The organism is Amycolatopsis sp. NBC_01286, from assembly GCF_035982555.1.
In the GTDB taxonomy this organism is placed as follows: domain Bacteria; phylum Actinomycetota; class Actinomycetes; order Mycobacteriales; family Pseudonocardiaceae; genus Amycolatopsis.
Genome location: NZ_CP108428.1, coordinates 162007 through 186381, shown reverse-complemented (window position 1 = coordinate 186381; position 24375 = coordinate 162007). Strand labels below are relative to the sequence as shown.

Genomic DNA, 24375 nt, shown 5'->3' with positions numbered 1-24375 from the left:
TCGAACTATTGCGACACGTTCACGATATATCGGAAACAGTCGAATGGCAACCGCCTCGTCGTGACACCGCTCACGACGGCCTGCGAAGATCGGCGGCGTGCCCGACACCATCGACGACATCGACGCGCGGCTCCTGCTGGCCCTGGGCGCGGACCCGCGCTCGACGGCGGTCGCGCTGGCCGAGCGCCTCGGCCTGTCCCGCAACACGGTGCAGGCCCGGCTCGCCCGGCTGGAGCAGCGCGGCGTGCTCGAGTCGTTCGAGCGCCGCATCGACCCGGCGCGGCTGGGCTACCCGCTGCGTGCGTTCGTCAACGCGCAGGTCGACCAGCGGCGCCTCGCCGAGATCGCCGACGCCCTCTCCGGCATCCCCGAGGTGACCGAGGTCTGCGGGCTGACCGGGGCGAGCGACCTGATGGTGCAGGTCGTCGCCGTCGACGCGGACGACCTCTACCGCATCGCCGGGCACATCCTGGCCTCGCCGGGTGTCGAGCGGACGAACATCTCGCTCGTCATGCGGGAGCTCGTCCCGTACCGGCTGAAGCCGCTGCTGGAGCGCGTGCATTCTGCCCAGCCGGAGGCGTGAGTCCCCCTCGGGGCAGTGCATTCTGCGCAGCTCGCGCGGCATCGGTTGTGCGATGCGTCCACCAGTGCTGTCCTGGTGACGCTTCCTGCACGAAAGGTGTCGACGATGACCCAGACCTCCCCGACCGCTCCGGCGACCGGCTCCGACGAGCTCGCCGCGATCGAACGGCGGGTGCTGTGGCTCGCCACCGCGATCGTGCACCAGGCCAACCGGGTGCGGCCCAACCCGTCCGGGCTGAAGGTCGGCGGGCACCAGGCGTCCTGCGCGTCGCTGGTCTCGATCATGACGTCGCTGTGGTTCCGGCACCTGCGTCCCGAAGACCGCGTCTCGGTGAAGCCGCACGCGTCACCCGTGCTCCACGCGATCAACTACCTGCTCGGCGAGCTGGACGAGGCCTGGCTGCCGACGTTGCGCGAGTTCGGCGGGCTGCAGAGCTACCCGAGCCGCGCCAAGGACCCCGACCCGGTGGACTACTCGACCGGCTCGGTCGGCATCGGCGCCACCGCGCCGATCTGGGGCGCGCTGGCCCGCCGCTACCTGACGACGCGCGGGCGTGACGCGGGCACCGGCCGGCAGTACTCGCTGGTCGGCGACGCCGAGCTGGACGAGGGCGCGATCTGGGAGGCGATCCTCGACCCGGCGGTGGCCGAGCTGGGCGAGATCGTCTGGATCGTCGACCTCAACCGCCAGTCGCTGGACCGCGTGGTGCCGAACATCGCGGCCGGGCGGCTGCAGGGCATGTTCGACGCGGCCGGCTGGCAGGTCCTGACGCTCAAGTACGGCCGGCTGCTGGAAGAGCTGTTCACCCGGCCCGGCGGTGCCGAGCTGCGCGCGCGGATCGACGCGATGCCGAACCCGGAGTACCAGCGGCTGCTGCGTTGCGACGCCGCTCAGCTGCGCGACCGGCTGCCCGCGGGCAACGACGCGCTGGCCGCGCTGGTGGCCTCGCTCGACGACGAGACGCTGCTGGCCGCGATCCGCAACCTGGGCGGGCACGACCTCGGCTCGCTCGACGAGGTCTTCACGTCCATTTCGGACAGCCGGCCGACGGTGATCTTCGCCTACACCGTCAAGGGCCGCGGCCTGCCGACGCAGGGGCACCCGCAGAACCACTCGTCGCTGCTGACCGTCGGGCAGATGGAAGAGCTCGCCGCTTCGCTGGGCACGGATCTTTCAACGCCGTGGCAGGGCTTCGCGGACGGGACGTCCGAAGCCGCGTTGTGCGCCGACGTCGCTTCGCGCCTTCGCCGGCCGGACGTCCCTGCCGTGCCTTCGGTGGACCTGCCGGTCGACATCGGGCGCACGCCGTCCGGGACCGCGACGACGCAGGCGGCGCTGGGCCGCGTCCTGCTCGACCTGACGCGCGAAGCGCCCGAAGCGGCGAAGCGCGTGGTGACGGTCAGCCCGGACGTCAGCTCGACGACCAACCTCGGCGGCTGGGTCAACAAGGTCGGCGTCTGGTCGGCGATCGAGCGCCGCGACTGGTTCGACGACGACCCCGAGACGATCATGCACTGGCGCGAGAAGCCCACCGGCCAGCACGTCGAGCTGGGCATCGCCGAGACGAACCTGGTCGGCCTGCTCGGCGAGCTGGGCGCCACCTGGAGCCGTTGGGGCGAGCCGCTGCTGCCGATCGGCGTGATGTACGACCCGTTCGTCGAACGCGCGCTGGAGCCGTGGTCGTTCGGCATCTACGCGGGCGGCCAGTCGATCCTCATCGGCACACCGTCGGGCGTCACGCTCGCTCCCGAAGGCGGCGCGCACCAGTCGATCACCACGCCGTCGATCGGCATCGAGCAGCCCGGCTGCGTCAGCTACGAACCGGCGTTCGCGATCGACACCGAGTGGACGCTGCTGGCCGCGCTGGGCCGGCTGGGCAAGCCGGGCGGCACGTCGTCCTACTTCCGGCTCTCGACCCGGCCGGTCGACCAGACCCTGGCCGGCGTCCCGGCCGACCCGGCCGCGCGCGAACGCCGTCGCCGCCAGGTCGTGGCGGGCGCGTACCTGCTGCGCCGGGCGTCCGCGCCGGTGGTCACGCTCGCGGCGATGGGCGCGCTGGTGCCCGACACCCTGGCGGCGGCCGAGCGGCTCGCGCAGGTCGGCGTCGAGGCGGACGTCGTCTGCGTGACGAGCCCGGGCCTGCTGTTCGAGGCGACGCGCGCGCGGGCCGGGCAGGGGAGCGGCGAGAGCTGGATCCTCGACCAGGTCTTCCCGGCGTCCCGGGCGTGCCCGCTGGTCACGGTCCTCGACGGGCACCCGCACACGCTGGCGTTCCTCGCCGGGATCAACCGCGTGCCGGCGGCGACGCTGGGCGTCACCGGCTTCGGCCAGTCCGGGTCGCTGGAGGAGGTCTACCGCTACCACGGCATCGACACCGACGCGATCATCCGCGCGGCGCTGGACGTCGTGGGCTAAGAGAAAGTGGCGCCCGTCAGCAGGGTGTCCATCTTGGCGTCCCAGCCGGCGAAGGCGCCGTACTCGACGACGAGGATCTTGCTCGTCGGCAGCCACCACATGCGGACCTCGTTGTTCTGCGTGGCGTCCTCGCAGCTGACCTGCCAGCGGCCGTACTCGGCGTTCTTGGTCCCGACCGGCTTGAACCCGGACTCGACGAGGGTGCTGCCGGTGGCCGTCGCGGCCTCCCCGGGCGGCGACGCGGCGGTGATGCACGTCGGCACGTCGGTGCCGGTGTACCAGCCGAAGGGCCGCTTCGCGCTCGGCAGGTTGATGGGCGCGTTGGGGTCCGACGTGGCTTCGCGCAGGTCCAGGAGCCGCGCTTCGCAGACGACGGTGCCTTCGGTGATGCAGCCGTCGAGCAGGCCGTCCTGGCTGTGCGCGGTGTACTTCGCGCCCGCCGGCAGCGTGACGTGCATGGTCCCGACGTCGATCCGGTCACCCGCGGGGGCCGCGGTCACGGTCGGCACCGGCTGGGGCCGGCCGTCCGTCGACGTCGTGCAGGCGGCGGCGCTCAGCACTACCGAAACGGCCAGGACGCTGCGCCGGAAGGAACGGCTCCGCACGGGCTCACCTCTTTCGTCCGCCCTTGGACTCACGAACGGCCCGTCCGGTTCGCTGTGAATCCCGGTCAGATTAGGGCGGTGCGTTCAGGTGTGTTCACCCACCCGGGTCAGCCCAGTGCGGCGACCGCCCTGGCGAGGACGTCGGCCGGACTGGGCTGCGTCGCCATCTCCGCGGCGACCTCCCGGGCCGCCGTCCGGAACCCGTCTTCGGTGAGCAACCGCTCGACCAGCGCCCGCACGGTGGCGGCGTCCACGGTGGCCGGGTCGTGGCTGAGGCCGACGCCGCGGTCGGCGACGCGCTGCGCCGAGAGCGGGTTGTCCGCGAAGGACGGCAGCACGAGCTGCGGGACGCCGTAGGACAACGGCGCGGCCGTGGTGCCCGACCCGCCGTGGTGCACGATCGCCGAGCAGGACGGCAGGAACGCCGACAGCGCGAGGTAGCCGACCGAGCGGACGTTCGGCGGCAGCTCGCCCAGCTCCGTCAGGTCCGCGGTCCCGGCGGCCAGCACGACCTCGACGTCCAAGGGACCGAGCCCCTCCAGGACGACGGCCAGGCTGCTGACGCCGGACATCACCGGCACCACCGTGCCGAGCGTGACGGCGATCCGCGGGCGGTCCGGGCGGCGCAACGCCCAGTCCGGGACGACGGCGCCGCCGTTGAAGGGCACGAACCGCATCGCCCACCACGGGACGCCGTCGCGCTCGTCGGGGTGCTCCGCGCCGGCGGCCAGCCCGCCCATGCTGGGCGCGCGCGGGTCGACCCTGGCGAGCACGGCCGGTTTCGCGTCGCCGATCCCGAGCTTGGCCCGCATCAGGTCGCTGACCTCGTCCTCGCCGAAGACGTGGTGCTCCGCCCGCCAGTCCGCGTCACGCACCGACCACGAGATCCGGTTGCCGACCTCGAGCGCGGGCACGCCGAGGGCCACGGCCGCGAGCATCCCGGCGGCGTGGTCGGAGGTGTGGACGACGAGGTCGGCGCCGAACAGCCGGCCGGCCTCGATCGTGCCTTCGGTCATGGTCACGGTGAACAACCCGAAGGGGTTGCCCGCCCGCCTCGCCAGCCGGTACTCCTCGGGGAATTCGTCCTCGGGCTTTCCCGCGACCGTGCCCATCAGGTCGTCCCAGACGTCGCGCTGCGGGAAGACGTCGAAGGCGGGCAGCCCGGCCCGCGCGCCGGCGTCGACCATCTCGGCGGACGTCGCGAGCAGGACCTCGTGCCCGGCGGCCCGCGCGGCCCAGACCAGGGGGATGAGCGGCAGCGTCAGCCCGTAGCCGGGGGCGGTCGCGAACAGGATCTTCACCCGGCGAGCCTGGCAGAACCCGCCGGTCACCGCAGCCGGTTTCCGCTCCGCCGTGACCTGGGGAACAGCCGTCCGGGTGGCCTGGGTGGCGCCGGATGCCGCGTGGGACACTGGGGGAGTTATGACTGCCCTTCCGCTCGTCTTCGACGCCCCCAAGCGCGGCCTGCCGCCGCGCCACCTCGCCGACCTTTCGGTGGCCGACCGTGCCGCCGCGGTGGCCGAGCTGGGGGAGAAGCCGTTCCGCGCGAAGCAGCTGTCGAACCACTACTTCTCGCGCCTGACGGTCGACCCGGCGGAGATGACGGACATCCCGGCGGCGTCGCGCTCTCGTTTGGTCGAGGAGCTGATGCCGACGCTGCTGACGGAGGTCCGCGCGCTGTCGGCCGACGACGGCGCGACCCGCAAGACGCTCTGGCGAGCGCACGACGGCACGCTGCTGGAGAGCGTCCTGATGCGCTACCCGGACCGCGCCACGCTGTGCATCTCGAGCCAGGCCGGCTGCGGCATGGCGTGCCCCTTCTGCGCGACCGGCCAGGGCGGCCTCGACCGCAACCTGTCGACGGCGGAGATCGTGGACCAGGTCCGCTCGGCGGCGGCGGTCATGCGCGACGGGAAGATGCCGGGCGGTCCCGGGCGGCTGTCGAACATCGTCTTCATGGGGATGGGCGAGCCCCTCGCCAACTACAAGCGTGTGGTGGCCGCGGTCCGGCGGATCACGGACCCGGCGCCGGGTGGTTTGGGGATCGGTCAGCGTTCGGTGACGGTGTCGACGGTGGGTCTGGCGCCGGCGATCCGGAAGCTGGCGGACGAGAAGATGCAGGTGCGGCTGGCGGTGTCGTTGCACACGCCGGACGACGAGCTGCGGGACACGCTCGTGCCGGTGAACGAGCGGTGGTCGGTGGACGAGGTGCTCACCGCGGCTCGGTACTACGCGGACACGTCGGGTCGTCGGGTGTCCATTGAGTACGCGTTGATCCGGGACATCAACGACCAGCCGTGGCGGGCGGAGCTGCTGGCCAAGCGGCTGCGCAAGCACCTGGGCCAGCTGGTGCACGTGAACGTGATTCCGCTGAACCCGACGCCAGGTTCGAAGTGGGACGCGTCGCCGAAGCCGGTGGAGCGGGAGTTCGTGCGGCTGGTGAATGCCGGCGGCGTAGCCTGCACGGTGCGTGACACGCGCGGCCAGGAGATCGCGGCTGCTTGCGGGCAGCTCGCGGCCGAAGGCTGAGTTCCGGTTCTGTTTCTGTGATGGAGAGTTTGTTGTGATGTCTGCCCCGAGCCTGTTCGACCCGGCCGCCGAGGAGCTCATGCTCACCGACGTCACCGGTCGCAGCGCGACCGAGGTCGCCCGCACGGCCCGGACCCTGCTGGGCGAGCAGTTCAGTTCGATGAGCTTCATGTACGTGCTGATGCGCGCGTTCGAGGTCGAGTTCCACGCGGCACGGGACGCGTCGCGCTGGCACGAGTTCCACGGCGGCCCGCGCGCCCTGTCGGACGCGGACCTCGAGGCGTTGCTGGCGCCCTGGCTGCCCGCACGCTGATCCCGGCGCTGCTGGGGTGCTGAGCATTCTGTCCGATGGCCGGGAAGGCATCGGCCGCATCGTGGTGGGGGACTTCGCCGAGACGTTCCCGATGGACTTCAGCTCACTCGTCGAGGCGGCTGGGCGCGTTGAACGTGCCTGGTGTCGTCGGTGACGAAACCGGAAGCAGTCAGCTTCCGGTTTGCTGGCCCAGCTACTCGATAGGGCTTTCGGAGTGGCGGACCACTATGGACGAAGTGCGCGCGTTTCGTGCCGGAGCCCGGTTGTGACGCTGCGATTGTCCATAGTGGACGGTCAGAACCACTGCAGGCAGTGCGGGTCGCGCTCACCTCGGAAGAGGTTGTCCGCCAGGGTCGCCGCGGATGGGTTGTGTGCTCGGATGTGGCCGGCTCGTACCAGCGTGCTCGGGGCCGTGCCGCCCAGGTAGATCGAGCCCAGGTCGCTCACGTCCAGGGACAGGTCCGGCTCCCGGTCCGTCCGGGTGCACGTTGCCGTTCCGTCCCTGACGCTCAGCAGGTAGCGGCCCTGCTCGGTGCGGAACGGGTCGGTGACGTCGAGGACCAGTTCGCCGTCCGTGGACCAGCCTCGGGCGGTTAGCGCGCGCGGGATGTCCAGTAGCCGCACCCAGAGCCAGTCGCCCTCGTCGCTCGCCTCGGCGGCGCGGAAGTCCGTCAGCTGCCAGCGCAGCGGGTGTCCGGGCGGGACCTGCTTGAGCACCACCTTGGTGACCAGGTCGTGGCTGAGCAGGAACCGGGCCAGGGTTGTGAACACGGCGTCGTCGGACGTGATGATCTCGTCCGCCGTCAACGTCGTGGGTTCGCTGAGTGAGTAGGCGGCGTACCCGTCCGGGACGCCGTCCGCGTCGCGGTGGACGGCGATGTGGCGCTGTGCCAGGGAAACCGGGGGTTGCCCTGCGCCGGACGTCCACCAGTGGTGCGGCCGGGACAGCGCGCCCGGCTGGGTGCGGCGGTAGCGGTCGTAGATCTCCTCCAGGAGATCGCCGCACTCGGCACGCTGCCGCAGCTCGATCGAGCCGGTCGCGGCCGGTTCGCCCGCCCGGGGGACGGCGAAGACGGCCCGGTGGCGCGGCACCGTCAGCCGGCCCGTGTAGGTCGCCGGGCCGTAACCGAACCGGCGGTAGATCACGGCTTCGGAGGACAGCAGCACCGAGAGGAACTCCCCGCGGGCCCGCACCTCGGCGAGCTGGTGCCGCATCATCGCGGTGAGCACGCCCTGACGCCGGTGCGTGGGGACGACGCCGACGGCGGTCACGCCCGCGACCGGGGTGAGGGTGCCGCCGGGCAGCGTGAGTTCGAAGGAGTGCGCGGCGGCGGTGCCGACCGGCCGCCCGTCCGCCGTGACGGCGAGCAGGCCGCGGTCCATTTCGAGCGCCGACCACCAGAACCCGGTGCCTTCGGCCGGGGTCTCGCGGAAACGCGCGAACGCCGCGTGGAGCGTCTCGAGGAAGACGTCGAGATCCTCGTCGGTCGTGGAACGGATCTCGGCCATCGAACTACCTTTACGAGGAGAGGGAGGGGACTAAGAACCATTACAAGGAGTAGAAGGAAGTCCTCTCATGGCCTCGCGCGACCAGGCTAGCGGTCAGCTCAGTCCGGGACCAACCGGTTTAGCCGGTCGAGGGTGATCACCTCGGCCGCGTCCGGCAGGCCGTCGGGCTGGTGCACGCCGAGGAACGTGACCGGCCCGTCGAGTTCGACGCCGGGCTCCCACTCGGTGACCTTCGTGCCCGCCGCGCGCATCAGGCCGACCAGGTGCGCGACCGTCAGGTACCGGCGCCGCAGCATGCCGCGCACCAGCCCAGCCGTACCGGCCTGGTTGGCCTCGACGCGGTTGAAGTTCGGCGAGCCGGTCAGGTACAGGTGCAGCCACGTCGCGGTCCACGATCCGTCGTGGCAGCGGGCGAAGACGATCGGGAGTGCGACGCGGCCGCCGCCGCGCATGTCCGAGCGGGTCCGCACGGTACGGGCCTCGAACGGCGCCCCGGCCTGCTTTCGGTCGCGCGTCATCCAGCCGAACATCGACTCCGCGACCTCGTCGAAGCCTTCGCCGGAGTAGATGTTGACCTGCGGCACGACGTACGCGGCGGAGACCGAGTCCCGCGGGATGTCGATGAACTCGCTCGCCCCGTCCCGCGCGTCGGTCACGTCGCCCGAGTACACCGCGCCGCCGTCGCGGAGGTTCGTCCACGAGACGTGCCCGGCGTAGTGGAAGTCGGCGTCCAGCAGCAGCGCGGACAGGTCGAAGTCCGTGCTGTGGCTGGTCTGGCGCCAGTGCGTGAAGAACCGCAGCACCTCTCCGTCGACGTGACTGCGGGACCCGCGCGGCAGCACGGCGAAGCCGTCTTCGCTCGCCTTTCCCGACAGCGGCAGCGCGACGTCCAGCACGGCCGGGTCGACGACCAAGTGCTCGTAGCGGGGGAGCCGGGTGGTCAGCTCGGCGTCGATCAGCGCGCAGGCGCGGCCGACGACGTCGTCGGGCAGCGGCGGCCGCGTGTCCTCGGTGACCCACGCGCGGCGGCCGCGGGTGGTGAACACCCGGGCGGCGTCCGGCTCGGCGCGGTTGCCGAGGTGCTCGCGCACCGAGCACAGCACGCGCCCGGACACCGAGCCGAGGACCTTCGCCGCCGCGTCGAGGACGTCGTCCTGCTCGGCCTCGGAAGCGTTGCGCAGCAACCGATCCAGCGAGCGCAGCAGCATGCCCGGCGCGGCCGTGAGGATCGCCGCGGCCCCGGCGACGTCGTCGGCCGCGAAGGCCGCCTCCGCGCGGCCCGCCGTCGACTGCGCCGTCTTCTCGCCGCGGGCGACCGCGAACACGTCACGGGCGTCCGGGAACCGCGGGTACTCGTGCGGGTGCAGGTACTCGCCGAGGCGCTTGAAGCGGCGCGAGAAACGGTTGACGTCACCGAGCTTGCCCTCGTTGCCGGCGACGACGTGGTCCAGCGCGGCGAGCAGGACCCGGCGTTCACGGCGGGAGAAGCTGCGGAACCGCGTCGGTTCGGCCAGCGTGACGTCGCCACCGCTGGCCTGGCACGCCGTGCGCAGCACGTCGAGCACGGTGTCGACGGCGACCAGCGGCCGGCCCGCGGCCAGCCGGGCGGCGTTGAGCACGGCCCGGTTCTCCCGCACCGGCACGGCCGTGAGCTCGACGTCGGCGCAGCCGTCGGCCAGTTCGGCGAGCAGCCCCAGGTCCGCCTCGCCCAGCGGCGTGGCCGACTCGGCGAGCGTCCGGTACAGCGCGTGGGTCTCCTCTTCGAGGCTGCCGCCGAGCCGCAGGAGGGTGACGCGGTCCTTGACGGACGCGATCAGCTCGTCGTGGGCGGCCAGCAGTTCGGCGTAGGTGTGCTGGTAGCGGCCGTAGCGCGGCAGGTCGAGCAGCCCGACCAGGCCGTCGCCGAGGAGCGCGAGCAGCTCCTTGTCGGTGGCCTTGCGCCTCTTGTCCGGGACGAAGGCCGAGCGCAGGCAGCTCACCCAGAACTCGACGGTGTCCGGCACGCCGCGCGGGAAGTCGATGAAGTACGCGTTGTGCCGCACGTGGTCGCCGACCAGCGCGCGGGCGGCGCCGACGACGTCGACGGCCAGGTCCGTCGCCGCCCCCGGTTCCAGGCCGGCGACGTGCTCCAGGAGCTCGCGCGTGGCCTTGTACCCGGCGGTGGCCAGGACGGCGTCCATCTGCCGGGCCACGACGGCACCGTCCCCGGCGGGTGCGGCGCTCCGCGGCACACGCAGCGTCTTCCGGATGATCGTCGACACGTCCATGGGTCCATCTTCGGCTATTCCCCCACGCGGGTGAAAAGGGTTTCGGGACGTCCCCGGCCATTTCGCGAGCGGGAGGCGTCAAGTGAATGGCGGGCGAACGGCCGGTGGTCGGCGGCGAATTCCGCGAGGACGAATAGCGCACTCCGGCCGAAATGAACACCCTTCGCCGCGGATTGGTCGAAGTGCTGTGGGATATGTCACTGTTGGTGAGTTGCCAACTCCGTTGATCTCCGTGAAACATAGGCGCCATGCCAATGGGTGAACGAGCTGCGCCGTATGTCGCAGTCCGTCGCCAATGTCCCAGGTGGTTGACACCTTTCGGGTGAGACCAGGACTTGGAGGATCTTCGGTGGTGTTCACGGACTTCACGTCCGATTTCGCGGTCGGGACCACAACGCCCACGCGGGTGCGGAAACCGATCCGGCGGATGCACCACGTTTTCGAACGGACCGCCGACGTCGTTCCGGACGCGATCGCCGTCGAAGCCGGCGACCAGTCGCTGAGTTACGCGGAATTGGACCGGCGGGCCAACCGGCTCGCGCACCACCTGCGTGCTTCCGGCGTCCGGCGCGGGTCCCGGGTCGCGATCCTCGTGGAACGCAGCGCGCACACCTACGTCTGCCTGCTCGGCATCGGCAAGGCCGGCGGGGTCTTCGTGCCGATCGACCCGGCCTCGCCCGCGGACCGGATCGCCTACATCACCGAGGACTCCCGGGCCGACCTGCTCCTGACGACGGCCACGCTCGCCGGGCGCACCGGGGACGCCGCCTGCCCGGTGCTCGACCTCGCCGACGTGCCCGGCGGCGGCCGCGACGACCGGCCGGACCTGCGTGAAGACGACCTGCTCGACCCGGACCCGAGCGCCTACATCATCTACACCTCCGGCTCCAGCGGCCGGCCGAAGGGCGTCGAGGTCGCGCAGCGCAGCATCCGCAACTTCCTCGACGTCGTGCCGGAGCTCTACGACGTGCGCCCGGACGACCGCGTCTACCAGGGCATGACGATCTCCTTCGACTTCTCGATCGAGGAGATCTGGCCGACCTGGGCGGTCGGGGCGACGCTCGTGGCCGGGCCCGAGGACTCCCGGCGGCTCGGCGCCGAGCTGGCCGATTTCCTCACCGAGCGGCGGATCACCGTCCTCTACTGCGTGCCGACGCTGCTGGCGACCATCCCGCACGAGCTGCCGTTGCTGCGCAACCTGCTCGTCGGCGGGGAAGCCTGCCCGCGGCAGCTGGTCGACCGCTGGGCGAGACCCGGGCGTCGCATCCTCAACACCTACGGCCCCACCGAAGCCACCGTCACCGCCACCTGGTGCGAACTGCTCCCGGGCCGCCCGGTCACCATCGGCGTGCCCGTGCCGACCTACACCGTGGTCCTGCTCGACGACGACCGCCGTCCGGTGCCGGACGGCGAGGTCGGCGAGATCTGCGTCGGCGGCCCCGGCGTCGCGAAGGGGTACGTCGGGCGCCCGGAGCTGACCGCGGACAAGTTCTTCCAGCACGACGGCGAGCGCGTCTACCGCACCGGAGATCTCGGAAAGCGCTGGGACAACGGGGAAATCGAGTACCTGGGCCGCGCCGACGCCGAGGTCAAGATCCGCGGCCACCGCGTCGACCTCGGCGAGATCGAGAGCGTGCTGCTCGCCGACGCGCACGTGTCCGCGGCCGCCGCGGCGATGGTCGAGGTGACGCCCGGCGCGCCCGAGCTGGTCGGCTACGTCGTGTCCACTTCGGACGAAGCTTCGGCCGGAGACGAGACCGAGTTGTTCCGGCGGCTGCGGGAAACCCTGCGCGAGCAGGTGCCCGCCTACATGGTGCCGGGTTTCTTCGTGACGCTGCCGCAGCTGCCGATGATGCCGAGCGGCAAGGTCGACCGCCGTGAGCTGCCCGTGCCCGAGGGCCGGAAGCGGACGACGGACGGCCCGGTCGTCGCGCCGGAGGGCGACGCCGAGGAGCTGCTCGCGCGGGTGTGGGCCGAAGCGTTCGCCATGGCGCCGGAGGACCTTTCGGTCACCGCGGACTTCTTCACGGACCTGGGCGGCCACTCGCTGCTCGCCGCGACGGTCGTGTCCCGGCTGCGCGAGCACGACGCGGGCGCCGGCATCGCCGTCCGCGACCTGTACGCCCACCCGCAGGTCCGGGATCTGGCCGCGCACATCGGAAAACCCGCGGCGGCGCCGGCCGGCGAGCCGCGGTACGAGCCGCTGCGCCACGGTGCGCGCCGGATCGCGGCCGCCGGTGCGGCGCAGACCGCGGTGATCTACCTGCTGCTGCTGGTGATCACGCTGCCGGTCGCCTACGTCTACACCTGGAACAACGGTGACGTCTCGGTCCCGGTCCTCGCCCAGCTGCTGGTCGCGATCCTGGTCAGCTACCTCGGCGTCCGCTGGCTGGTGCCGCTGCTGGTGGTCCGGCCGCTGTCCGCGGGCATCCGGCCCGGCCGCTACCGGCTGTGGGGCCCGACGTACCTGCGGCTGTGGACGCTCGACCTGCTGCTGAGCGTCGGGCCGCTGCCGGTGGTGAGCGGGTCCGGGTTGATGCCGCTGTATCTGAGGCTGCTCGGCGCGCGCGTCGGCAAGCGCGCGGTGATCGCCACCAGCTCGGTCTCGCTGCCTTCTCTCGTGCACATCGGGGACGACGCGGCGATCGGCTACGGCGCCGTGCTGCGGCCGTGGCGGGTCGAGGACGGCTGGGTCACCGTCGGCGAGATCACCGTCGGCGACCGCGCGTTCGTCGGGGCGAACGCCGTGCTGGAGCCCGGTTCCTCGGTCGGGGCGGACGCCGCGCTGGCCGAGCAGTCGATGCTCGGGCGCGGCGAGTCCGTGCCCGACGGCCAGCGCTGGTCGGGTTCGCCGCCGGAGCGCGTCGACGCGCTTTCCCCCGCCGTCGAGGACATGCTGGGCGAGACGCCGGTGGCGCGCGGCTGGCGCGTCCACCAGATCCTGCTGACGCTGCTGGGGCTCGGCGCGCTCGAGGTCGGCGCGATCTGCCTGATCCTGCCGAGCGTGGCGCTGGTGTGGTGGGCGCTGCTCGGCTGGGGCGTGCTCGCCGGCGTGGTGGCCACGCTGCTGGCCGGCCCGGTCTTCGTGCTGACCGTCTGCGTGGTCGTCGCTGTCGGACGCCGTCTTGTGCTGCCGGCCACGCCGGTCGGGGTCCACCCCGTCCGGTCCGAGCTCGGGGTGCGCAAGTGGGTCGCGGACAAGCTCCTCGAGTTCAGCCTGACCTTCACGAACTCGCTGTACGCCACGCTCTACACCGTCCCGTGGCTGCGGCTGCTGGGCGCGAGGGTCGGCCGCGGCGCCGAGGTGTCCACCGCCGGGCACCTCGACCCGGACCTGCTCACGCTGGGCAGCGAAAGCTTCGTCGCGGACATGGCGACCGTCGGCGCGGCGACCTTCGCCCGCGGCCGGGTCGCGTTCCTCACCACCGACGTCGGCCGGCGCGCGTTCGTCGGCAACGCGTCGGTCGTCCCGGCCGGGACGGAGCTGGGCGACGGCTCCCTGGTCGGCGTCGGCACGGTGCCGCCGGGGCAGCACGTGCCGGGCGACTCGTCGTGGCTCGGCTCGCCCGCGATGCACCTGCCGCGGCGGCAGGACAGCGGCGACTTCCCGGAGGAGCAGACGTTCCGCCCGCCGCGTCGTGTGGTCCGGCAGCGGCTCGCCATCGAATTCGCGCGCGCCACGTTGCCCGCGTCGCTGCTGGCCTTGAGCTTCTACCTGTTCCTGCTGACGCTGTCGGGGCTCGCGTTCGGCCGGGACCTGCCGGTGCCGGCCCTGGTGTCGCCGCTGGTCGCGATGGCGTCGGGGCTCGGCGTGATCGGGTTCTGCGCGGCGACGAAGCGCAACGTCATCGGCGAGTACACCGCACGCGTCGAGCCGCTGTGGAGCCCGTTCGTGCGGCGCAGCGAGTTCGTCACCGGCCTGTACGAGTCGGCCGCCGTCCCGGCCGGGCTCGGCATGCTCGTCGGGACGCCGATGCTGCCGCCGCTGCTGCGCTGGTTCGGCGCCCGGATCGGGCGGCGGACGTGGCTCGGCACGACTTACCTGACCGAGTTCGACCTGGTGCGCGTCGGCGACGACGCCACGATCGGCACCGAGGTTTCGTTGCAGACTCACCTGTTCGAGGACCGGGTGATGAAGATGTCCGTCGTGACCGTCGGCGACGGCGCGACCGTGGGCACCCGCGCGATCGTGCTCTACGACGCGGTCGTCGGCGACGGCGTCTCGCTCGGGTCGCTGTCGCTGCTGATGAAGGGCGAGCACCTAGGCTCGCGCACCTCCTGGCGCGGCATTCCCGCGCAACTCCTTACGTTGAAAGGACTTCCGGCATGAACACCGCATTGCTGATGTCGGGTGCCCACCACTTCCGCGTCGACTACGAGATCAACCCGTACATGGACACGGCGGTCCAGCCGGACGTCGCGGCCGCCGTCGCCGAGCACGACGCGCTCGTGGCCGCGCACCTGGCCGCCGGGCGCAAGGTCGAGTTCCTCGACCCGGCGCCGGAGTGCCCGGACATGGTCTACACGGCCAACGCCGCCGTCGTGCGCGGCGGCCGGGCCGTGCTGGCGAACCTGCCGCCGGAGCGTCGCGACGAGACGCCGTACCACCGGGAGTGGTTCCGCGCCAAGGGTTTCGAGGTCGTCGAGAGCCCGTACGCGTTCAGCGGCCAGGGTGACGCGCTGGCGTACGGCGACCTGCTGCTGGCCGGCTACGGGCAGCGCACCGACCGCCGCGCGCACGACGTCGTCGCCGACGCGCTCGGCTACGACATCATGCCGCTGCGCACGACCGGGCCGCGCTGGTACGACCTGGACCTCGCGGTCGCCGTCGTCACGCCGGACGTGCTCGCGTACTGCCCGGCCGCGCTCGACGAGCCGAGCCAGGCCCGGCTGCGCGAGCTGGGCGGCACGCTCATCGAGGTCACCGAGGCCGAGGCCGAGCGGTTCGCGCTGAACCTCGTCAGCGACGGCACCACCGTCACGATGACCAGCGGCGTCCCGGAGCTGGCCGCGACCCTGCGCGAGCGCGGGCTGACCGTCGTCGAACTCGAGACGACGCAGCTGCGCAAGGGCGGGGGCGGCGTGCGGTGCACCGCGTTGACGCTCGACAACCCGGAGCGGACGGCGTGAGGCCGCTCGCCCTCGTCTACCGCGGTCCCGCTTCGCTGCCGGGCTGCCCGGAAGCCGTCGCCGACCTGCTGAAGTCGAGCAAGCACGGCTTCGACGTCCGGTTCACCGGTCCCGACGAGAAGTTCAAGCTCGGCGAAGCAGCCCTGGCCGGAGCGGCGCTGTACGCCCAGCCCGGCGGCGGCACCCTCGGGAGCGCGTACCGGAAACTGCGCCGCCACCGCGACGACGTCCGCGCGTTCGTCGAGGGCGGCGGGCGGTACCTCGGGTTCTGCCTGGGCGGCTACCTCGCCGGCGCGACGCCGGGGTTCGGCCTGCTGCCCGGCGACACCGACCGCTACATCGACACCGAGGACGCGACGGTCGACCACGACGAGGACGCCGTCGTCAAGGTCCGCTGGCGCGGCCGCACGCGGAAGCTCTACTTCCAGGACGGACCGGTGTTCGTGCTGGAGAAGCCGGACGCCGCCGACGTGCTGGCCACCTACCCGAACGGCACGGTCGCCGCGCTCGTCGCGCCGTTCGGCGCCGGGCGGGTCGGCGTCGTCGGACCGCACCCGGAGGCCACCCGCGACTGGTACGCCGACGGCGGTCTCCGGCCGCCGCTGCTGCGGTACGGCCACGACCTCGGGCTCGACCTCGTCGACTCGGTGATGGCCCGATGACCGCCCCGGCGCCCAAGGTCCGGTTGACGGCGGTCGACGCCACCCGCGGGATCGCGCTGCTCGGCATGATGGCCGTGCACTCGCTGGTCGAGGAGAGCTCGCCCGGCCACCCGTCGACGGCGTTCGCGATCTTCGGCGGCCGCGCGGCGGCGACGTTCGCCGTGCTGGCCGGGCTCGGGATCGCGTTCATGACCGGCCGCCGCCGGGTGTCGCGGGCGGATTTCGGGCCCACCGCGGCGATGCTGGCCGTGCGCGGGCTGACGATCGGCGCGATCGGCCTCGCGCTCGGGTACACCGACGCCGAGCTCGCCGTCGTCATCCTGCCGTACTACGCGATCCTGTTCCTGCTCGCGATCCCGCTGGTGCTGCTGCCGAGCTGGGCGGTCGCCGGGGTGGGCGTGGCGGTGGTGGCCGGCGTCCCGCCGCTGACCCACCTGCTGCAGCCGCACCTGGCCGAGCCGACCCTGCTGAACAACGGTTTCGCTTACGCCGCGGAGCATCCCGTGCGGCTGCTGACCGAGCTGTCGCTGACGGGGGAGTACCCGGCGCTTTCGTGGACGGCCTACCTGTGCGCGGGGATCGTGATCGGCCGGCTGACGCTCAGCCGCGTCAAAGTAGCGGTCACGCTGCTGGTCACCGGGGTCACGATGGCCGTCGGCGCCGCCGCGGTGTCGTGGGTGCTGCTGAACCGCTTCGGTGGGTTGGCGGCGATCTGGGCCGCGCAGCCGGGCAGCGTCCTGACCGCGCCGGAGACCACCGAACTGCTCAACCTGGGCGGCGACGGCACCACGCCGACGTCGACCGCCTGGTGGCTCGCGGTCGACGGGCCGCACACCGGCACCGCACCCGACCTGATCGGCACCACGGGCGCGGCGATGGGCCTGCTCGGGCTGCTGCTCCTGCTCGGCCGCCTGCGGGTGGCGAAGGTCGTCTTCGCACCGCTGGCCGCGGCCGGGAGCATGACGCTCACCTTCTACACGGCGCACATCATGTTCCTGAACTCCGACTACGACGTCTACACCTCCGGCGTCGGCTACGCGCTGCAGGTCGCCGGCGTCCTCGTGGTGGGCCTGGCCTGGCGGGCGACGGCCGGGAAGGGCCCGCTGGAAGCCTTGGTCACGGCGCTGGCCACACGCGCGAAACGGCGGGTGGCGGCCGCGCCCCGGCTGCGGGTCGCGACGTGACGGTCTCCCGCCGGCTGGTCCTGACGGGCGCCGTCGCGGCCGGGCTGCTCGCGGCGTGCGGCGCGCCCGCGCCGGACACCCGGCCGCTGGCGCTGGTCTACCGCGGGAAGGCGTCGACCGGCGCCTGCTCGGACGCCGTCGCGGACCTGCTGCGCACGCGCCTGCGCGTCGAGTTCTGCGGACCGGACGAGAAGACCCCGCTGACGGCCGCGGCGCTCGCGACGGCGGCGGTGTACGCCCAGCCGGGCGGTGGTTCCCTCGACGACGGCTGGCGCGCGATGCGCCGCTACGCCGACGTGATCACCGGCTACGTCCGCGGCGGCGGGCGCTACCTCGGGTTCTGCCTGGGCGGTTACCTGGCGGGCGCGACGCCGGGGTTCACCCTGCTGCCCGGCGACACCGAGCAGTACATCGGCACGTCGGGGGCCGAGGTGCGCTCGACCCGGGACACGGTGATCCCGGTGGACTGGCAGGGAAAGCGCCGTCGGATGTACTTCCAGGACGGCCCGGACTTCGTCCTGCGGTCCGGTGCGCAGGCGACCGTGCTCGCGCGGTACACGAACGACAAGATCGCCGCTTTGGTTGCACCGTACGGAAAAGGCCGCGTCGGCGTGGTCGGCCCGCACCCGGAGGCGCCGGAGTCCTGGTACCGCGACCTGCGCCTGACGAACCCGGACGGCGTGACGCCGGACCTCGGGCTCGAGCTGGTGGACCGGACGCTCACCCCCTAGGCGCCCACAGCCGGTCCGCGTCCCCGGCTTCCAAGCGGCCCCGGTAGACGTCGATCTTGTGGTCGATCAGCTGCAGGTTCTCCTGCAGCTCGGCCAGCTTCGCCAGCACCTCGGCGCGGTGGGCTTCCATCAGCGCCAGCCGGTCCTGCTCGTTGCCGCGCCCGGCGGCCACCAGTTCGGCGTACTCGCGGATCGTCTTGATGGGCATGCCGGTGGCGCGCAGGCGGGTGCAGACCGTGATCCAGTCCAGGTCCAGCTTCCGGTAGCGGCGCCGGCCGCCGGCGGTGCGGTCGACGCGGGTGACCACGAGGCCGGCGCGTTCGTAGTAGCGCAGCGTGTGCGCGCTGACCCCGGTGCGGCGGGCGGCGTCGGCGATCGTCAGCCCCGCCGCCGGGATGGGCGGTGATTTGACTTCGAGCACGCTCTAAATCCTAGCGTCGGAACCCATGAACGCTCCGACAGTCAACCGGGGACTCGTGCTGGCGATCTGCTGCGTCAGCATCGTCGTCGTGGTGATGGACATCTCCGTCGTCAACGTCGCCCTCCCGTCGATCCGCCGCGATCTGCACGCCTCTCTGGCCGGGCAGCAGTGGACGATCGACGCCTACACGCTCGTGCTGGCCGGGTTCCTCGTGCTCGCCGGGTCCACCGCCGACCGCGTCGGCCGCAAGCGGGTCTTCCTGACCGGGCTCGCCGTCTTCGGCGCCGGGTCGCTGCTGTGCGGGCTCGCGCCGGGCATCGGGTGGCTGATCGCGGCACGCGCGTTGCAGGCCGCCGGCGGCACCATGCTCAACCCGGTCGCGATGGCCATCGTCGCCACCGCCTACCCCGTCCCGGCCGAGCGGGCCCGCGCCATCGGCGTCTTCGGCGCCATGTCCGGCCTGGCACTGGTGCTCGGGCCGATCCTCGGCGGCCTCCTCGTCGACGGCTTCGGCTGGCGCGCGGTCTTCTGGGTCAACGTCCCGATCGTCGTTGCCGCGATCGTGGCCACCGCGCGGTTCGTGCCCGAGTCCCGCGCCGCCCGTGCCCGCCGGTTCGACCCGGTCGGGCAGGTCCTGGTGGTCCTCGTGCTTGGCAGCGTCGTCGCCGCGATCATCGGGTCCCGGGGGCTCGGCTGGTCGTCGCCGGTGGTCCTCGGCCTGCTCGCCGTGGCCGCGCTCGGCGTCGCGGGGATCGTCGTCTACGAGCCGCGACGTGCGGATCCGCTGCTCGAACTGCGGCTGTTCCGCAGCGTCCCGTTCAGCGCGGCGATCGTGATGGCGGTCTTCGCGCTGTGCGGCTTCGGTGCGTTCCTGTTCGTGACGACGCAGTACCTGCAGGACGTCCGCGGGCTGTCGGCTCTCGACGCCGGGTTGTGCCTGCTCCCGGTCGGGGCGCTGGTCCTGGTGCTGTCGCCGGTCACCGGCCGGCTGGTCGGCACGCGCGGGCCGCGGTTGCCGCTGGTCGTGGCCGGGAGCGCGCTCACGCTGGGCGGTGTCGCGTCGGCCTGGCTCGGGCCGGCCACGCCGCTGGTCGCCGTGCTCGCGGTCTCGCTGCTCTTCGGCGTCTTCCTCGGCGCGGTCAACCCGCCGATCACGACCACGGCGATGGCCGGGATGCCGGGCTCGATGGCCGGGGTGGCGGCCGGCCTGGCCTCGACCGGGCGGCAGACCGGCACCACGCTGGGCGTCGCGATCGCCGGCGCGGTGCCCGGCGTGGGCTGGGTGGAGGCCGGGCTCGGGGCCGGTCTCGTCGTGTTGGCCCTGGTCAGCACGGACGTGAAGCGCGCACGGGCCGGAGTGACGCAGGTCACACAGTAGTCTGCGGAAGATCTTCCCGGGGAAATGTCGAACGCCGCGAGCGCCCGATCGACGCGGGGGTGAAGGCCGGTCATCGCGTCCGAGAGAACCGGACCCCGGCCGAGAGAACCAGGGAGTCAGCCATGCGTTTCCTCATGATGCACCGTCTCGACGAGAGCGCCCCCGAGGCGTGGAACCCCAGCCCGGAGTTCATGGAGAAGATGGGTGCGTTCATCCAGGAGTCGATGGGCAACGGCCGCCTGATCACGGCGGAGGGCGTCCACCGGTCGGACACGGGCGCGCTCGTCCGCAAGCCGCGCGGCGCCGCGGTCCGCGTCACCGACGGCCCGTTCGCCGAGGCCAAGGAGGTCATCGGCGGGTTCGCGCTGATCAACGCCGAGGACCGGGCGGACGCCGTCGAGTTCGCGAAGTCGTACGCCGAGCTGTTCGAAGCCGAGATCGAGGTCGAGGTGCGCCAGGTCGTCGAGTTCGACGAGATCCCCGGCTGACGCCTGTGCCCGGCGGCGGGCCCGCTCCACCCGCCGCCGGACGGCCGTTGTGCTTCGCCCGGCAGCACGCCAAGGTGGGTGCGCGGTCAGCCGGGACGGGGGAGCGGACGTGGGCGAAGGTGCGCGACCCAGGACACGGCCGGACCTGTCCGCCGTCGTGAGCGTTGTGCTTTCCGTGCCCGTCGTCGCCAGCAGCGGGCTCGTGCTGGTCCTGCTCGGGAAGCTCGTCTGGCCCGCGTACTTCTGGGTCGTACCCGCCGGGTGGGTGGTCGCCGGCGGGATCACGTTCGTGCCCGCGTTCGAGCACTTCCTGCTGCCGCTGATGTTCGGGATGCGCTCGCCCACTGCCCGCGAACTGGCCCGGCTGACGCCCTGCTGGCAGGCGGTCTGCGCGGCCGCGGGCGTCGACGGCGGCCGGTACCGGTTGTGGGTCGAACGCTCCCGCGAACTGAACGCCTTCGCCGCCGGCGGCCGGACCGTCGCGGTGACGCGGACCGCCCTCGACCTGCCCCCGGCCGGCCTCGAAGCGATCCTCGCGCACGAACTCGGCCACCACCTCGCCGGGCACACGCGGATCTCGCTGCTGATCTGGTGGCTGGAGCTCCCGGCCCGGATCCTGACCCGGCTGGTCCGGCTGCTCGCCCTGGTCGTGCCGTACGTCGGGCGCGCGTTCGCGGCCTTCGGGCGGGCGGTCGCCGTGCTCGTCACCGTGCTGCTGAGCCTGGGGATCCTCACCGCGCTCGCGTTCCTCGACCCGTGGCTGCTGCTGGCGCCGCTGCTCGGCCCGGTGCTCGCCTGGTCGAAACGGCTCGGCGAGTACCGGGCCGACCGGGTGGCGGCGCGGCTGGGCTACGGCCCGGAGCTGATCGGGCTGCTCAAGGAGTGGATCGTCCTGCACCGCGGCGACGAGCGGCGGCTGTGGGCCCGGCTGCTGGCCGGGCACCCGGCCCACATCGACCGGATCAAGCGGCTGAAGGAGCACCGCGGCGGATTTTGAGCACGAGAGGCAGAATCTCCGGCGAGGGTGTCCAAGGCGCCGCGGGCCGTTCGTAGTGGTGGCGTACGGCAACCGGGCCGCGACACGACGGAGGAACACCATGAAGTACCTGATGCTGATCAACGCCTCGCTCGACGCGGACGGCGCGCCCACCGGCTGCAGCACACCCGAGGACTGGATGCTGTTCGACAAGTCCATGAAGGACGCCGGTGTCCACGTCCACGGGAACTCGCTCGCCGACTTCACCACCGCCGCCGCGGTCCGCGTCGACGACCACGGCGAGCGGATCGTCACCGACGGGCCGTTCGCCGAGTCCCGCGAGGTCCTCGGTGGCTACTTCGTCGTCGACGTGCCGGACTTCGACGTCGCGCTCGAGTGGGCGGCGCGCTGCCCCGGTGCCCGTGACGGCGGTTCGATCGTCGTCCGGCCGCTCGCGTCCTACGGGGACTGAAGTGCCGGAGCAGGTGGAGACGTCGGTCGAGGCGGTGTTCCGGGAGGAGCGCGGGCTGCTGCTCGCCGCGCTCGTCCGCCGGTTCGGCGACCTCGACCTGGCCGAGGAGGTGACGTCGGAGGCGATCGAGGCGGCGCTGGTGCGCTGGCCCGTCGACGGCGTGCCGCCGAAGCCGGGCGCGTGGCTGATGACGACGGCGCGGCGCAAGGCCGTCGACCGGCTGCGTCGCGACCAGGCCTACGCGGCCCGGCTCGCGGTGCTGCAGGTCGAGGCCGACCGCGCCGCGCCCGCCCCGTCGTCCGACGGCGAGCTGCCCGACGAGCGGCTCCAGCTGTTCTTCACCTGCGCCCACCCGGCGTTGCCGGCGGAGGACCGCACGGCGCTGACGCTGCGCTGCCTCGCCGGGCTGACGACGCCGGAGGTGGCGCGCGCGTTCCTGGTGCCCAGCGCGACGATGGGCAAGCGGATCGTGCGGGCCAAGAACAAGATCCGCACGGCCCGGATCCCGTTCCGGGTGCCGGACGCCGCCGAGCTGCCCGGCCGGCTGCCGGGTGTGCTCCAGGTCGTCTACTCGATCTTCACCGAGGGGTACGCGGCCAGCTCGGGCCCGGACCTGCAGCGGCTCGACCTGGCCGAGGAGGCGATCCGGCTGGGCCGGATCCTGCGCCGGCTGCTGCCGGCGGAGCGCGAGGTCGCGGGCCTGCTCGCGCTGATGCTGCTGGTCCACGCGCGACGCGACGCCCGGACCGGCGGCGACGGCGACGTCGTCCTGCTCGACGACCAGGACCGCGGCCGCTGGGACCACGCGCTGATCTCGGAAGGCACCTCGCTGGTGGAGGTGGCGTTGACCGGCGGCCCGCCCGGGCTCTACGGCGTCCAGGCGGCGATCGCGGCACTGCACGACGAGGCACCGGACGTGGCGGGCACGGACTGGCCGCAGATCGTCGCGCTCTACGACGTCCTGCGCGGCCTGGCGCCGTCCCCGGTGGTCGAGCTGAACCGCGCGGTGGCGGTGGCGATGCGCGACGGCCCGGCCGCGGGCCTGGCCCTCCTCGACGCCCTCGCCGAGGAACCCCGCCTGCAGTCCTACGCCCCGTTCCCGGCGGCGCGGGCCGAGCTGCTCAGCCGCCTGGGCCGCCTGCCGGAAGCGGCGTCGGCCTACCGCGACGCGCTCGCCCTGGCGGGCACGGAACCGGAACGCGCCCACCTGCGCCGCCGCCTCGCCGAAGTCGCAAAGCCCTGAAGGGCACCCTCAGGGCTCTTAAGTCCCTGAGGGTGCCCTTCAGGACATCAGCCGGGACGCGCAGGGCGACGACGGCCGGGACGCGCGCCCACCAGCGCCGCCGCCTCGCCGGGGTCGCAAAGCCGTGAAGGCCCCCTTACCGGCCATAAGAGCCGGTAAGGGGGCCTTCACGGCTTTCAAGCCGGCCGGACTGTCGGTGGTCCCCGGTAAGCTGGATACCGGGGGGCGGCGCCCTAAGCCGGGGTGCGCAGCGCCGTGGCGGCCGGGGCGAACATCGTCGCCTTGATCGCGCCCAGCGTGCCGCGGTCCTTGCCCGCCAAGGCAGCGACGCGCGAAGAAGCCACCGTCACCAAGTCGGCCTCCGGTGCGGTTTCGTCCACCAAGCCCACAGCAAGCGCGTCCGGGCCGCCGAACCGGCGGCCCGTGGTCATCGACGCGATCGCCGCGGCCGGGGTCAGCTTGCCCTGGATCAACGCCGCCATCCCCGGCGTGAACGGGATGTTGATGTCGGCCTCCGGGAAGCAGAAGTAGCCCCGGTCGGCGCGCATCACGCGGAAGTCGTGCGCCATGGCGAACATCGCGCCGGCGCCGAACGCGTGGCCGTTGACCGCGGCGACCGTCGGCACCGGCAGCGTCAGGATCCGGGCGAGCAGCTCCTGCACCTCGGCGACGTACTTCGCGGCCTGGTCGCCGTTCGCCATCAGCCAGTCGAGGTCGAGGCCGTTCGAGTAGAACTTGCCGCTGCCGGTGGTCACCAGCGGACCCTCGACACCGTCCACAAAGGAGTGCACGCGCTGCAGCCAGTCCGGTGAGAAGCGGTTTTCGTCGCTGCCGAGGTCCAGCACGGAAACGGGATCGGTCACGGTTGAGCCTTTTCTCGAGGGGGTAGGGTCAGCACGGCCCGCACGGCGGCGGCGAGCCGCTCCCGCACCAGGGGATCGGTGATGTCGCGGCGGAAGAACGCGGTCGGCAGGTCGACGACGCAGGTGGTGATCACCTCGACGGCCAGGCCGTCACCGCGGTCCCACACCAGCCGCGCGAGCCGGACCAGCAGCGCGATCAGCCGCTTGTCCAGCGCGTGCAGGGCGTCCGCCAGCTCGTCCGGCAGCTCGGGCCCGAACAGCCGGTCCGCCTTGACCCGCAGCAGCATCCGGGCCCCGTCGGGCCGCACGGAAACGAACACCGCGGGCGTGTCGGCCGCCGCGACGACCGCGTCCACCGGAGAGGAAGCCTGGTCCACGCGCGCGGTCTGGAGATCGAGGAACGCGGTCGCCGCGCGCAGCCAGACCCGGGCCAGCAAGGCGCTGAGCGAGCCGAACGCGTGGTAGATCGTCCCGTTCGGCACGCCCGCGGCCGCGGCCAGGCCGCGCACCGTCACGTTCTGGTATCCCGACGAAGCGACGAGCCGTTCGGCGACGTCGAGCAGCGCGTCGAGGTCGTGGACGCGGGGGCGGGGCATACCGCGACCG

21 protein-coding genes are annotated in these 24375 nt (G+C 72.6%); 14 read left to right on the top strand and 7 right to left on the bottom strand.

Annotation, left to right across the window (positions count from 1 at the left end):
* Positions 1–97 precede the first annotated feature (97 nt).
* Positions 98–583, top strand: coding sequence for an Lrp/AsnC family transcriptional regulator (locus tag OG570_RS00815; RefSeq protein WP_326947186.1), 486 nt, complete (start codon positions 98–100; stop codon positions 581–583).
* A 105-nt stretch (positions 584–688) separates the two neighbouring features.
* Positions 689–2998: a transketolase-like TK C-terminal-containing protein gene (locus OG570_RS00810; RefSeq protein ID WP_326955218.1), complete on the top strand. Its 2310-nt coding sequence runs from the start codon at positions 689–691 to the stop codon at positions 2996–2998.
* Here the strand turns inward: OG570_RS00810 and OG570_RS00805 are convergent.
* Entirely contained in the window at positions 2995–3603 is a 609-nt protein-coding gene (locus OG570_RS00805; protein ID WP_326955217.1) for a hypothetical protein, read from the bottom strand. The two genes, OG570_RS00810 and OG570_RS00805, sit on opposite strands and share 4 nt — an antisense overlap.
* Positions 3604–3710: 107 nt before the next feature.
* On the bottom strand, positions 3711–5015 hold the full coding sequence (locus OG570_RS00800) for a glycosyltransferase (RefSeq protein ID WP_326955216.1): 1305 nt from the start codon (positions 5013–5015) through the stop codon (positions 3711–3713).
* A 10-nt stretch (positions 5016–5025) separates the two neighbouring features.
* On the opposite strand from OG570_RS00800, the gene rlmN reads away from it, so the two are divergent.
* Together rlmN and OG570_RS00790 are read left to right on the top strand one after the other, a co-directional pair.
* Positions 5026–6132 (top strand): 23S rRNA (adenine(2503)-C(2))-methyltransferase RlmN, encoded by a 1107-nt coding sequence (gene rlmN, locus OG570_RS00795; protein WP_247062403.1) that lies wholly within the window; start codon positions 5026–5028, stop codon positions 6130–6132.
* 37 nt (positions 6133–6169) lie between these two features.
* Positions 6170–6445, top strand: a complete 276-nt coding sequence (locus OG570_RS00790; RefSeq protein ID WP_247062405.1) for a hypothetical protein — start codon at positions 6170–6172, stop codon at positions 6443–6445.
* Between the two features lie 294 nt (positions 6446–6739).
* Here OG570_RS00790 and OG570_RS00785 read toward each other — a convergent pair whose 3' ends face one another.
* On the bottom strand, positions 6740–7954 hold the full coding sequence (locus OG570_RS00785; protein ID WP_326955215.1) for a GNAT family N-acetyltransferase: 1215 nt from the start codon (positions 7952–7954) through the stop codon (positions 6740–6742).
* 98 nt (positions 7955–8052) lie between these two features.
* The gene (locus tag OG570_RS00780; RefSeq protein WP_326955214.1) at positions 8053–10221 is read right to left on the bottom strand and encodes a hypothetical protein; all 2169 of its coding nucleotides are present in this window, start codon (positions 10219–10221) and stop codon (positions 8053–8055) included.
* 427 nt (positions 10222–10648) lie between these two features.
* Here OG570_RS00780 and OG570_RS00775 point away from each other — a divergent pair, with 427 nt between their 5' ends.
* From OG570_RS00775 to OG570_RS00755, 5 genes are read left to right on the top strand one after another with little or no spacing between them, the layout of a single operon-like run.
* A complete protein-coding gene (locus OG570_RS00775) occupies positions 10649–14551 on the top strand; it encodes a Pls/PosA family non-ribosomal peptide synthetase (protein ID WP_326955213.1) in 3903 nt (1300 codons plus the stop codon).
* A complete protein-coding gene (locus OG570_RS00770; protein WP_326955212.1) occupies positions 14548–15351 on the top strand; it encodes a dimethylarginine dimethylaminohydrolase family protein in 804 nt (267 codons plus the stop codon). The genes OG570_RS00775 and OG570_RS00770 overlap by 4 nt, the downstream gene beginning before the upstream one ends.
* On the top strand, positions 15348–16013 hold the full coding sequence (locus tag OG570_RS00765; RefSeq protein ID WP_326955211.1) for a BPL-N domain-containing protein: 666 nt from the start codon (positions 15348–15350) through the stop codon (positions 16011–16013). Before OG570_RS00770 ends, OG570_RS00765 begins: the two co-directional genes overlap by 4 nt.
* Complete coding sequence (locus OG570_RS00760) at positions 16010–17197, top strand: heparan-alpha-glucosaminide N-acetyltransferase domain-containing protein (protein WP_326947196.1); 1188 nt, start codon at positions 16010–16012, stop codon at positions 17195–17197. Before OG570_RS00765 ends, OG570_RS00760 begins: the two co-directional genes overlap by 4 nt.
* The gene (locus tag OG570_RS00755; RefSeq protein ID WP_326955210.1) at positions 17194–17928 is read left to right on the top strand and encodes a BPL-N domain-containing protein; all 735 of its coding nucleotides are present in this window, start codon (positions 17194–17196) and stop codon (positions 17926–17928) included. Before OG570_RS00760 ends, OG570_RS00755 begins: the two co-directional genes overlap by 4 nt.
* On the opposite strand, the gene OG570_RS00750 is transcribed toward OG570_RS00755, so the two are convergent.
* A complete protein-coding gene (locus tag OG570_RS00750; RefSeq protein WP_326947198.1) occupies positions 17918–18349 on the bottom strand; it encodes a MerR family transcriptional regulator in 432 nt (143 codons plus the stop codon). The genes OG570_RS00755 and OG570_RS00750 overlap by 11 nt on opposite strands.
* A gap of 25 nt (positions 18350–18374) precedes the next feature.
* Here OG570_RS00750 and OG570_RS00745 point away from each other — a divergent pair, with 25 nt between their 5' ends.
* The 5 genes from OG570_RS00745 to OG570_RS00725 all read left to right on the top strand — a co-directional run bounded on the left by OG570_RS00745 (position 18375) and on the right by OG570_RS00725 (position 22906).
* Positions 18375–19727, top strand: coding sequence for an MFS transporter (locus OG570_RS00745; RefSeq protein ID WP_326955209.1), 1353 nt, complete (start codon positions 18375–18377; stop codon positions 19725–19727).
* 122 nt (positions 19728–19849) lie between these two features.
* Positions 19850–20215 carry a YciI family protein gene (locus OG570_RS00740; protein WP_326947200.1) on the top strand — a complete coding sequence of 122 codons (366 nt, stop codon included), beginning with the start codon at positions 19850–19852 and terminating at the stop codon, positions 20213–20215.
* 166 nt (positions 20216–20381) lie between these two features.
* Positions 20382–21212 carry a M48 family metalloprotease gene (locus tag OG570_RS00735; RefSeq protein WP_326955208.1) on the top strand — a complete coding sequence of 277 codons (831 nt, stop codon included), beginning with the start codon at positions 20382–20384 and terminating at the stop codon, positions 21210–21212.
* A gap of 100 nt (positions 21213–21312) precedes the next feature.
* Positions 21313–21663, top strand: a complete 351-nt coding sequence (locus OG570_RS00730) for a YciI family protein (RefSeq protein WP_326955207.1) — start codon at positions 21313–21315, stop codon at positions 21661–21663.
* Between the two features lies 1 nt (position 21664).
* Entirely contained in the window at positions 21665–22906 is a 1242-nt protein-coding gene (locus OG570_RS00725; protein WP_326955206.1) for an RNA polymerase sigma factor, read from the top strand.
* A gap of 233 nt (positions 22907–23139) precedes the next feature.
* On the opposite strand, the gene OG570_RS00720 is transcribed toward OG570_RS00725, so the two are convergent.
* Both OG570_RS00720 and OG570_RS00715 read right to left on the bottom strand, forming a co-directional pair.
* Positions 23140–23769: an enoyl-CoA hydratase/isomerase family protein gene (locus OG570_RS00720; protein WP_326955205.1), complete on the bottom strand. Its 630-nt coding sequence runs from the start codon at positions 23767–23769 to the stop codon at positions 23140–23142.
* Positions 23766–24365 carry a TetR/AcrR family transcriptional regulator gene (locus OG570_RS00715; RefSeq protein WP_326955204.1) on the bottom strand — a complete coding sequence of 200 codons (600 nt, stop codon included), beginning with the start codon at positions 24363–24365 and terminating at the stop codon, positions 23766–23768. Before OG570_RS00715 ends, OG570_RS00720 begins: the two co-directional genes overlap by 4 nt.
* Positions 24366–24375 lie beyond the last annotated feature (10 nt).